The organism is Arthrobacter sp. 7Tela_A1 (assembly GCF_049311065.1).
Classification (GTDB): Bacteria; Actinomycetota; Actinomycetes; order Actinomycetales; family Micrococcaceae; genus Arthrobacter_B.
This window is the reverse complement of record NZ_JAXIOO010000061.1, coordinates 1-10,835: the sequence shown is the minus strand read 5'-3', so window position 1 is coordinate 10,835 and position 10,835 is coordinate 1. Positions and strand designations below refer to the sequence as shown.

7 protein-coding genes, 1 rRNA gene and 1 pseudogene are annotated in these 10,835 nt (G+C 58.9%); 1 reads left to right on the top strand and 8 read right to left on the bottom strand.

Features of this window, described 5'->3' with window-relative positions; translation table 11 throughout:
* The 7 genes and pseudogenes from TVB01_RS16175 to TVB01_RS16145 all read right to left on the bottom strand — a co-directional run.
* Positions 1 to 312 (bottom strand): annotated as a pseudogene (locus tag TVB01_RS16175) (hypothetical protein); the annotation flags it as partial.
* 1 nt (position 313) lies between these two features.
* Positions 314 to 1,669: a UDP-glucose dehydrogenase family protein gene (locus TVB01_RS16170; protein WP_422456928.1), complete on the bottom strand. Its 1,356-nt coding sequence runs from the start codon at positions 1,667 to 1,669 to the stop codon at positions 314 to 316.
* Between the two features lie 777 nt (positions 1,670 to 2,446).
* Positions 2,447 to 4,582 (bottom strand): glycosyltransferase, encoded by a 2,136-nt coding sequence (locus TVB01_RS16165; RefSeq protein WP_422456927.1) that lies wholly within the window; start codon positions 4,580 to 4,582, stop codon positions 2,447 to 2,449.
* Complete coding sequence (locus tag TVB01_RS16160; RefSeq protein ID WP_422456926.1) at positions 4,579 to 5,022, bottom strand: hypothetical protein; 444 nt, start codon at positions 5,020 to 5,022, stop codon at positions 4,579 to 4,581. Before TVB01_RS16160 ends, TVB01_RS16165 begins: the two co-directional genes overlap by 4 nt.
* A gap of 437 nt (positions 5,023 to 5,459) precedes the next feature.
* Entirely contained in the window at positions 5,460 to 6,971 is a 1,512-nt protein-coding gene (gene gltX / locus TVB01_RS16155; protein ID WP_422456925.1) for a glutamate--tRNA ligase, read from the bottom strand.
* Between the two features lie 47 nt (positions 6,972 to 7,018).
* A complete protein-coding gene (locus TVB01_RS16150; RefSeq protein WP_422456924.1) occupies positions 7,019 to 7,651 on the bottom strand; it encodes a hypothetical protein in 633 nt (210 codons plus the stop codon).
* A 15-nt stretch (positions 7,652 to 7,666) separates the two neighbouring features.
* Entirely contained in the window at positions 7,667 to 8,440 is a 774-nt protein-coding gene (locus TVB01_RS16145) for a fumarylacetoacetate hydrolase family protein (RefSeq protein WP_227916528.1), read from the bottom strand.
* Between the two features lie 183 nt (positions 8,441 to 8,623).
* Between TVB01_RS16145 and TVB01_RS16140 the strand changes: the two genes are divergently transcribed.
* On the top strand, positions 8,624 to 9,385 hold the full coding sequence (locus TVB01_RS16140; protein WP_422456923.1) for a DUF6270 domain-containing protein: 762 nt from the start codon (positions 8,624 to 8,626) through the stop codon (positions 9,383 to 9,385).
* 1,202 nt (positions 9,386 to 10,587) lie between these two features.
* Here TVB01_RS16140 and rrf read toward each other — a convergent pair.
* Positions 10,588 to 10,704: ribosomal RNA gene (gene rrf / locus TVB01_RS16135) — 5S ribosomal RNA — on the bottom strand.
* Positions 10,705 to 10,835: the final 131 nt, after the last annotated feature.

The following is a 10,835-nucleotide window of genomic DNA, read 5'->3' as shown; positions in this document are numbered from 1 at the left end:
GGGGTGGGGGGGGCGGGCCCCGCGGGGGGGCGGGGGCGGGGGGGGGGGGCGCGGCCGGCGGGGGGCGGGCTGACGGGTGAAGCTCAGCTCCCCCGCCAGGTACTTGTCGTAGTAGCCCTGCGGATCGGCTGCGTAGAGGTGCTGGTAGGCCGCCCAGTCCTCCTCGGTGAAGTGCGCCAGGTCCGCGGCGCTGATCTCGCGCAGCGTGTTGCCCATGGCCGTGCGGAGGTCCACGAGGGTCTCGTCGATATCGAAGAGCGCCCCTTGCGTGCCGCCCAACGACTCTCCCGAAGCCGACGTTATTTGCCCCACCCTATTCGGCAATCTCCAATACCCTTGCGGGTATGTCCGACGCTCTGAGCCCAAGTGCCCTAAATGTCCAGTCCGCCCTCTCCCACTCATCCTTGTCTAGGACACTTCGTCCATCAATGATCTGTCTTGTGCTGACCAAGGACTCAATCTGTTGCGGACGCATGGTGACGAATTCTGGCCACTCAGTGAGAACCAGCACCAGGTCTGCCGCGTACACAGCTTCTGACAGGGTGGAACGATAGTTCAATCGAGGGAACCGGCGGGCTGAGTTTTCGTTAGCCTTTGGATCGTAAACGCTGACTTCTGCTCCTCCATTGAACAACCGAGCAGCTACGTCCAATCCCGGTGAATCACGTACGTCGTCGCTGTTGGGCTTAAAAGCAGTACCTAACACTGCGATGCGCTTTCCTTCGAGATCACCCAGAAGTTCCTCGGCCAGATGAACAACACGGTCCCGTCGGCGGAGGTTAATCTCGTCCACCTCAGCAAGGAACCGCATGGTCCGTTCCAGGCCCAGCTCGCCCACTCTCGCCTGTAAAGCGCGAATATCCTTGGGTAGACAGCCTCCTCCGAAACCGACACCTGCGTTAAGGAAACGCCGCCCGATTCGATTGTCAAGACCGATAGCATCTGCCAAAGTCCGAATGTCGCCTCCGACAGCTTCTGTTACCTCTGCAAAAGCATTTATGAAGGATATTTTGGTCGCTAAGAATGCGTTAGCAGCGACCTTGACCAACTCAGCCGTCTCAAAATCGGTAGCTATGTAAGGAGTGTTCCGAGACAGCGCCTCGGCATAAACTTCTTCGAGCACTGCGTGGGCTCTCGGCGAGTCTGTGCCGACTACCAGACGGTCGGGACGCAATGTGTCTTCAACAGCGAATCCCTCCCGTAGAAACTCCGGGTTCCACGCGAAATCAATCTTGATCCCAGGACGTGCCACTTCTGCAATCACGGATTTGAGCCTGCGAGCAGAGCCGACTGGAACTGTGGATTTACCGACGATGAGAGCGTCACGGGATATAACCTGTGCCAAGGACAGGACCGCGGCATCGACGTAACTCATGTCGGCCCCAGCTTCACCAGCACGCTGCGGTGTTCCGACCGCGATGAAGTGAACGTGTCCGAAGTTCCCTGCCTCTTCGATCGATGTTGTAAAGCGTAGCTTGCCGGACTTGATGTGCTTCTGCAGGAGCTCAGGCAACCCGGGCTCGTGGAAAGGTAATTCTCCGCGGCTGAGCGCATCGATTTTCTTCGGATCGACATCTACACCTAAAACTTCGAATCCCAATTCCGCCATGGCGGCGGCGTGAGTTGCACCTAGATATCCCGTCCCAATGACGGTAATCCGCTTCCCCATATTAAATCTCTTCCTTGTCATGAACCGTGAAAACAGATATTTTCACGAGTCACCCAAAACGTGCAGGGTTCGTCCGGACCCTGCACGTTCATCGCGTTAGTAATACTCTTCCGGACTCCTATAGACGCTAGGACTCTATGAGTTCCAATCCCAAGCGCGCGGCGCCCAAGAGATAGACATAGTCCTTCCACTCACGACTATCTTGATCGAAACTTCCAGGAACCCTTATGCAATCTGCTTCAAGGTCCTCAGCAAACAGAACTGCCGCCGCCAGATACGGCGCAATTCTGGATATCTGACCTTTTTCGCCTACAGAATGCAACCATGCGTTTGAGCAAAGGGTCAGACCCCGGAGAGTCCGCAACGAACCTGCAGCTCTGTCCGATCGCTCAAGACGAAGGTATGTCGTGTCGAGCGCAACGTCGTCTGGGGAAGGAGGTGTACCGGCGCCCGACCAGGAAAGGTTCAACGGGCGGGATCCGATGGGTAGGGCCTTCGGCGCGTACTCGATCGGGGAAAAAACGACAGGCACAGGGCTTGCGATCGAGCGCATGGCCGAGTCTACGGCAGGTGAGAATTTACGTGGCATCTGAACTGGACCACCCATAGCGGACTTGAATACCAAGAACGCGGCGACTGCCTCTCGATCAGGGTGTCTGTTTTTAGGTTCTGCATCACACCAAAATGATCTGAACCGGGGTTCTCCGTCATACCCTTCGGCCGTTACACTAAACCCGCTGTGCCCGACGTCTTCGTTGGTCCATTTGACGATCACAATTAAGCTCCTAGACGTTCGTCCGACAAATTGAGCGCCTTTACAAGCGACTCGGGCTCTATCGTGTCTGCCTCTACCTGCATCTCGGACCAGCCACTTTTCATTTGGGCCCTGATTGCTTCAACTGTGTTTGTGAATCTGGAAAACAACACTGACTCCTGCTCGTTTCCACACACAAAATGACGGATAAGGCCACAGGACGGGATCGGGTCGGTCGGCGCAACGTTCCTTACGAGGCCAAACGAAGTTAAAGTCCCTCGACCGGTATTCTTCACGAAAGCACGAAAGGATTGACGGATCGCGGTTTCAATGAGTTCACTAGGATCTACAAGAATGCGACCTTCCGAGGGGGTACCTGAATCTTTCAGCCTGCTGATCACCTCGAAATCCGCGCCTGCATGCCGAAGCATAACCAACTCCGCGTTCGAAACATTATTTATGCAGCCTGCTGTTTGGACTACATTTCCATGGTCATCGCGTTCCGAGACAATTTGTGAACCGTCGTCCGACAGACGCCGCTTGATGGGTTCGGGAAGGTACTCAAACGACGCACGCACAACCACGGCTCTATTCACTAGAGCATCCGGCAGGTAGGGGACCAAAGTACCCAGGTTCTTTCCCAGCCGGATCTGGGTGTAGTCGTGCGACCCCCGTTTGGCGGCCAAGCTGTCCGCACCCGCTTTCGTCGTCACGTAAGAGAAGAGCTGTCGTGACTGGCGCGCTGAGGTCTTCTGGTTAGCCCCGTCGCCAACGGTAATCTGTCCATCATGGACTCGTCGCAGCATCATGATCTCGCCCGTGTGCTCTAACACGACTCCCGAACGGACCATTCGAAGCGCCAGGTTATTGTCCACGCCGCTGGAGAGAGACTCGTCGTACCTCAGCCGGCGAATAATGTCGGTTTCGACAAGCCACGTACCATGACCAGGAGCGCCCCCAGTGGCGGCAATGGTGCCGTCGTTCAGCCTTTTCGTGGCAAAAAGCTTCATGTCGCCCGTAGCATTGTCAAAATTCACGAAAGATCCGAAGGACCCGTGGGTCCCGGGAGCCAGGTGTTCGAAGTGCTTCTCTAGCCGCCATGGCATCATGAGGTCGTCGTCATCGTGGACAGCAGTGTAATACCCACGCGCCTCGTCGGCTGCACGGTTGCGGGCAACGGCTATGCCACTATTCTCTTGGAAAAAGTATCGAATCCGAGGATCATCGAAACTCTCAACCACTTCACGAGTGTTATCCGTCGAACCGTCGTCTACGACAACAATCTCAAAATCCTGCATCGTCTGGCACAGCACCGAACTAATGCTTTCGGCCAATAAGCTCGCTCGGTTGAAAGTAGATATAGCAACAGTTACGAGGGGACCAGCATCAGCTGGACGATAAACCCATTCTTGGGTGTTTCGAACAAACGTCTTATCGGAGTAAACGATTTTCTTGTTGAATGCGATGGCTTCCAAGGCTGCGGCTGACTTCGCATGGGTCTCGCGGGTCGGCGCATGCCACATGTGATACATCCTGACGCGCTCATCATCTACCCAATGAAGACGCTGACCGGCGCGCCTCGCTCGGGTGGCGAAGTCGATATCCTCTCCCCCGTAGGTATGCATCCGTTCATCCAAACCGCGAATGCGCAGAAAGACTTCCCGCGGGACGGCCATCATGCCGCCCATACCCCACCGTGGCCTCAGCCTGGCGACTCGTGCGAAGGTGTCCCACTGATACCCGCGGCGACCAATCTCCGTGTCGGTCCACTGTGCCGGCAGATCGCGGCACTGAAGCAACAGGCAGAGGGAGGGATCATTCAGAATCCAGGTTCCGATCGTTTCCATTGATTTGGGACTAAAGACCATGTCGGCATCGGTAGATACAAGTATCGCTCCCGATGAAACAGCAAAGCCAGCATTGAGAGCACGAGAGCGAGACCACGTACCGTCCGTCGCTGTATAAACGTAGCGGGCTCCCAAAGACTCCATAAGCTTTTGAGTGTCTTCATAACTATCCGAACCGTAGTCGGACACTATTACTTCACCGCGTAAGGCGCCAAAAGATGCTTGGATAGAGCGAACGGCGAGCTCAAGGCGTTGCAGCCCCCAGTTACTGAATCCGATCACGACCGAAATGTCGATATCCTTTTCGATCATGCGATCTTGCGTCCTTCACTTGTGAGAATTCTAGTTCGCGAGGAGGCATATTCAAAGGCAGAGCCAGATGATTCTACGAATAAGAGGCTGCCACCAAATATGTCTGCGGGGACCGGCTCAGAGCCTGGCCATGCGAATAATTGAAAGGTTACTTCTGCGGCTGGCAGGTCAAATTCCAAGTTGACCGGTTTACTAAACTCACCAGACGGAGTCTCCGGGCAATACGCGAATCGTTCCTGAAGGGCGTTCGAAAAGTACACACCCTTACAGGAGTCAATAACACTGATGCCTTCCGCATCCCAAGCCCTAACAACGATGGCGACGGATTTATCCTTCACGCCGCCCATGCACTCCAGCGAAAGACTCACTTTCCTAATGTGTTCCGCCTGTGGCATGGAGATCTTTACTGTGTTTTCTCTAATATCGAGAATTTGACTCATACCCATCTACTCTCCCCTTGAGCCCCTGGGCGTCCAACGGCAAATATGCCTACAGCATATATGACTACAGCACCCAGATGATCCCCGGCGCTGGCTCCGTTGAACGAGGAAGACCATCGATGGGCAGTTCGGGCGGCTGAGCAGATGGAATATCAGAAGACGCTATGCTCTCCGAGCTTGAACAACGTAACCGGCGGTCCGTCCTCCAGCTATATGACCGATCGAACACCGTGGTCAGCTAGATTTGAATGATGGAAGCCAATACCCCAACAGTTCGATGGCCACCGTCAAACCTGATGATAAACACAACGCGCAAATAGAGGCAGTCTCTGGAGGTCACCTACCAGCCTTCTCCGAGGACGTCGGCTCGGGGTTCCCCAACTGTCTGCTACCCGATGCTCAGCGGAGCCCGTCACAAAGCCCGAGCGCGCCGTGGGTCACCCGCGGAACGCGCGGATCCGTGCCAGCGAGGAGTCCTTGCCCAAGATCACCATGGATTCGAACAGCGGCGGGGAGATTCGGCGGCCGGAGACGGCCGTACGGACCGGGCCGAAGGCCAGCCGGGGCTTGATGCCCATCTCGTCCACCAGTGCTGAGCGAAGGGCGGCCTGGATGTTCTCGGCCGTCCACTCCTGTACGGGCTCGAGCGCCGCGAGCGTGGCATCGAGCACCTCGGTAAGGTTGGCCGGAAGGCCCTTCCTGGCGTCGTCCGCCACGTCAATGGCGTCGTCGGCCTTGAACAGGAAGCCGAGCATGTCCGGAGCCTCACCCAGCAGCGTGATGCGTTCCTGGACCAGCGGGGCAGCCTCGGTGAGGATCTCCTCCTGGCGTTCGGTGAGCTGCTCCCCCACCAATCCGGCGTGCTGGAGGTAGGGCACCAGCCGGCCGCGGAAGTCAGCGGCGTCCAGGCGGCGCACGTGCGTGCCGTTGATGGCTTCGGCCTTCTTCAGGTCGAAGCGCGCCGGGTTGGACAGGACGTCGTGGATGTCGAAGTTCTCAACCAGCTGGTCCACCGTGAAGATGTCTTCGTCAGCGGAGAGGGACCAGCCCAGCAGGGACAGATAGTTGAGCAGCCCCTCGGGGATGAAGCCGCGTTCGCGGTGCAGGAAGAGGCTGGACTCCGGATCGCGCTTGGAGAGCTTCTTGTTGCCGCCGCCCATGACGTAGGGCAGGTGCCCAAAGAGCGGCATGTACTGCGCGACTCCGACGTCGATCAGCGCCCGGTACAGGGCGATCTGCCGGGGGGTGGAGGAGAGCAGGTCCTCACCTCGCAGGACGTGGGTGATGCCCATCAGGGCATCGTCGACCGGGTTAACCAGTGTGTAGAGCGGAGCACCGTTGGCGCGCACCACCACAAAGTCCGGAACAGTTCCAGCCTTGAAGGTGATTTCTCCGCGGACGAGGTCGGTGAAGGTGATGTCTTCGTCCGGCATCCGAACCCGGAGCACGGGCTCGCGGCCCTCGCCCTTGAAGGCGGCAATCTGCTCTTCGGTCAGCTCCCGGTCAAAGTTGTCGTAACCAAGCTTGATGTCGCGGCCGGCTGCGCGGTGCCGGGCTTCGATTTCTTCCGGAGTCGAGTAGGACTCGTAGAGGTGTCCCGCTTCCTTCAGCTTGGCGATGACGTCCTGGTAGATCTCTCCGCGCTGGGACTGGCGGTACGGCTCGTGCGGACCGCCAACGTTTACGCCTTCGTCCCAGGTGATTCCGAGCCAGTTCAGAGCGTCGAGGAGCTGCAGGAAGCTCTCTTCGCTGTCCCGGGCAGCGTCCGTGTCTTCGATGCGGAAGATCATCTTGCCGCCCGTGTGCTTCGCGTAGGCCCAGTTGAACAGGGCTGTACGGATCAGGCCGACGTGGGGCGTGCCCGTCGGGGACGGACAGAAACGAACCCGCACCGGAGTGTTGTCGTCGACGGTGGGCAGGTCAGCAAAGGAAGAAGGCTCAGTAGTCATGATGCTTCAAGTCTAGCCGCCGTCCGCCCGGGGAACCGCGGCGGGGTTCACGCCACACCTGCCAAAAGCGCCCAAGGTACGCCCGCACCCAGTAGGGCACCCATCGAGGCGGCAGCGAGCTTCCTGCCGGAGAACATCCGGTCAGGACAGAACACTCCGGCAGTCGCGGCTGCTGCCAAGGCCAGCCATCCAATCCACGCCAGTGGACCGACGGAGGCAAGGCCGGAGAACAACACGGCAGCCGCGGCGGCACCGCCGCAAAAAACCAGCAGTCCGTTATCCAGGGCAGCCGCCCGCTGGAGCAGCACGCCAGCCGCCACCGAGGCTGCAAAGGCAAAGATGGCGGCAGCAGTCGCCAGCGGTCCGTCAAGCCACAGAATCAGCCGCAGCAGAATAAAGCACACTGCGACGGCGCCAAGCACCACCGGCCCCGTCGGAGCAGCTGCTGCCCATCGGCTTAAATCGTTCCGTCGCTGGAGCACGGCCACCAGGACTACGGGGAAGACGCACAGCAGCAAGGCACTGCCTATCCCCCACAACCAAGGGGCGCCTTCGCTCCTCACGCCGGCTTCCCCATGAAAAGGGGCTATGAGCAGCGCCGCAGACCACACCCCGACGGCAGCCGCAGCCGGGAAGCCGGCTGCCTGCCGCGCGCCGTCGTGCGGGGAGTCCTTTGTCATGCCTTGATGCGCGTGCTAGCCGCGGGCGATATTGGCCAGCGTGCCGATTCCCTCGACCTGCACTTCGATCCGCTGCCCGTCAGTGATGAGGCCGACGCCGGCCGGGGTACCGGTGAGGATGATGTCACCGGGAAGCAGGGTGAAGGCTTGGGAAACGTAGGACACCAGTTCCCTGACGCCCCACACCATCTCGGAAGTGTTGCCGTCCTGGACGAGTTCGCCGTCGAGGTAAGACCGCACAGCGAGGTTATCGGTGTCCAGCTCTGTCTCGATCCAGGGACCAACGGGGCAAGAGGTGTCGAAGCCCTTGGCGCGGGCCCACTGACCGTCGGTGCGCTGGGCATCGCGGGCAGTGAGGTCGTTGGCGCAGGTGTAGCCGAAGACCACTTCGTCCACCCGCTCAAGCGGAACGTCCTTGCAGATGCGTCCGATCACCACGGCCAGCTCGGCCTCGTAGGAGATCTCATCCGAGAACGAAGGCAGGACGATCGGATCGTTCGGGCCGATCACGGAGGTGTTCGGCTTGAAGAACATCAACGGTGCTGCCGGGACTTCACCTCCCATTTCAGCTGCATGGTCGGCGTAGTTCTTGCCGATGCCCACGACTTTGCTGCGGGGAATGATCGGCGCGAGGAGGCGTACATCCTCAAGCTTGTGCCGCTCCCCTGTGAGCTGCACCCCGGAGAAAAACGGGTCCCCCTTGATCACGGCAATTTCTTCATGGCCTTCGTCGCCGTCGACGACGCCGAAGGCAGGGTCACTGTCCTGGATAAACCGAGCAATACGCATGGGTTCAAGCTTAGAGGACAGTGTGAGACCGCGCATGGCGCTTACGGAACTCCGAGGTCCGCTCCCTGCTCATATAGTATTTGCCCTAGAGCCTGGTGCCTGATGCCCTCAACAAACTCCCGTAAACGCTCCCGGGTGAGTGGCGGCGCAGCCCGTGAAGTTTTTACCTGAGAGAAGGATGATTTGGCGAACATTTTCGTCTACGGCGGCTGCGTTACCCGTGACGCATTCGAGCACATGAAGGACCGTCACTCACTGGTGCAGTATGTTGCCCGTCAATCGCTCATCAGCGCCGCATCGAAGCCGACAAAGAGCCTTTCGATGGATTCCTTGGGTCCAGACTTTCAGAATAGGTCGGTGCGTGGTGATCTTGACTCGTCACTCCATAGACTCATCCGCAAGACGGCATCCCGGACGGAATTGTTCATTTTCGACATACTTAGCGAAAGGCTAGGCGTTTATCGTCTTCCGGGAGGAACCTACATCACCAAATCAGTCGAACTGGCAAAGACTGGTCTGATCAAGACTCTGCCTCGTTCTGCATCGGTGATCAAGTTTGGCACCGAAGAGCACTTTGAACTGTGGAAGCCCGCCGCAGACGCTTTGCTGGACACACTAAAAAATGCTGGTCTGTTCAATAGAACACTCCTCTTCGAGGTGCCGTGGACAAATGTGACGGACACGGGCGAAGAAGTGCCAAGATTTCGCGGATGGGATGCAGCCTATGCCGCTGACCTCTACGCCAGGTACTACTCATATCTTCGGGCCCTGGGAGTCCGCGTCGCGACGATTCCGGAACAGCTGGCCGTATCCACGTTGCAGCACAAGTGGGGCCCGTCCCCCTACCACTTCGTGGATGAAGCATACCTTTGGATGAAAGAAGAAGTACTTACGGTTCTTGGCGAAGTAGACCGTGAAGACACCGCCCCTTCTGTCACCAGCTGAAGACGCTGGCATATGCCTCGCCGTCTTATCGACAAGGTGAAATTGCACACATCCGTGCCGCTGGCCCTTTGTCGTGGCTTGGCGCGGTTATAAAGTCCAGGGGATGCAATACCTGCACCGCCGAATGATTGGTCGGCAATGACCGAGTGGTCCACACGCCCCGGGGGCCCCACGGCGACAAGTGCCGCTTCCGCATTGGAAATAGCACCGGCACTCCCTCCCTTAATATCGTCAAATTCTTTCATGGTCTTCATCGCCGACGATGATGCCCCATACCAGGGCCACGGCGCTGGAAAAACAACCGATACGCCCGGGGCAGGCCCGCTCGAGATGGTGAGTGAGTGCGCGCGGCGATCTTTGCTGCGAGCCGGACAGTCCGGGTGATCGCACGCACCGTCCGCCGGGCCAGACGGTGAGGACCGCAAGAGGAACCAGAAAGCGGCGACGCCGACATGACGCGGTCGTTTCCTGCTTTGCCGAACGTGTCTGGCCGGCGGCCTGCTCGGGTGAAGTCCAGGATCTTTGGTCTGCCTCGGTCCGGCCAAGTACCATCAATCAAGGACCAGGCAGGATGCGATCCATAAGCTCGGTGGTGAACGAGATAAGCAGCGCTCCGTGCGACCCGTTCGGATTGCTGCGTTTGGGGCTGAATCGTTTGCTGCGGGAAGGTGCTGCGCGGCGCCGTGACCGGATTGTCCCCTGATGACGAGTTTTCCCCGGAACGAAGCCAAACTGAGCCACAGGATGCAGCGAAATCCCGGAACGCAGTGATTCCGTACCCAACGTGCAGCGTCTACCCAGAATGCAGTCTTTTGGTCCGAGGTGCAGTGCCGGCATGGTGGTGCTCAGGACCCTACCCCCCCTGCGGGGGCACCACGGGCTCCATGCCGGGGTGCTTGGGAGGACGGGGCGCCGCTGCGGAGACGTCCGGGTACCGGGTTTCCCACCCGTCGTTACGGGTGTTGCCCCGTGAGGTCACACCGGCCACGGGGGTAACGGAGCGTGGGAACAGCGGCCCCGCATGCGGACCTGCATGGCTCCGGTATGCCGTTGCCGGCCCTGGCGGTGCACGGTGATTTTGCGCACCCGGGCCGGTGAAACAGGCCGGGATAAAACAGGTCGGGTTAAACAGGTCGGGCGGCGCCCCCCCCGGGGGGGGCCCCCCCCCAAGCCCGGACCCCCGCCAGGGGGTTCTAATGGTTGTCCGGCGGTGACCTACTCTCCCACACCCTCCCAGGTGCAGTACCATCGGCGCTGCGGGTCTTAGCTTCCGGGTTCGGAATGGGACCGGGCGTTTCCCCCGCGCAATGACCGCCGTAACCCTACCAACCCAAACCATCACCACCCAAGAGGGGGCTGTGGCGGGTAAATCAGTGGATTACACGATAACCGTGTATTCAATTATGTTCCTGCAACCAAGGTCAACCCGGCCGGGTTGTTGGTTGGGAAC

What these genes read in the sequence shown, in the direction of transcription:
- TVB01_RS16170 (WP_422456928.1), bottom strand. Translation starts at nt 1,669, where the DNA reads ATGGGGAAGCGGATTACCGTCATTGGGACGGGATATCTAGGTGCAACT.
- TVB01_RS16165 (WP_422456927.1), bottom strand. Translation starts at nt 4,582, where the DNA reads ATGATCGAAAAGGATATCGACATTTCGGTCGTGATCGGATTCAGTAAC.
- TVB01_RS16160 (WP_422456926.1), bottom strand. Translation starts at nt 5,022, where the DNA reads ATGAGTCAAATTCTCGATATTAGAGAAAACACAGTAAAGATCTCCATG.
- gltX (WP_422456925.1), bottom strand. Translation starts at nt 6,971, where the DNA reads ATGACTACTGAGCCTTCTTCCTTTGCTGACCTGCCCACCGTCGACGAC.
- TVB01_RS16150 (WP_422456924.1), bottom strand. Translation starts at nt 7,651, where the DNA reads ATGACAAAGGACTCCCCGCACGACGGCGCGCGGCAGGCAGCCGGCTTC.
- TVB01_RS16145 (WP_227916528.1), bottom strand. Translation starts at nt 8,440, where the DNA reads ATGCGTATTGCTCGGTTTATCCAGGACAGTGACCCTGCCTTCGGCGTC.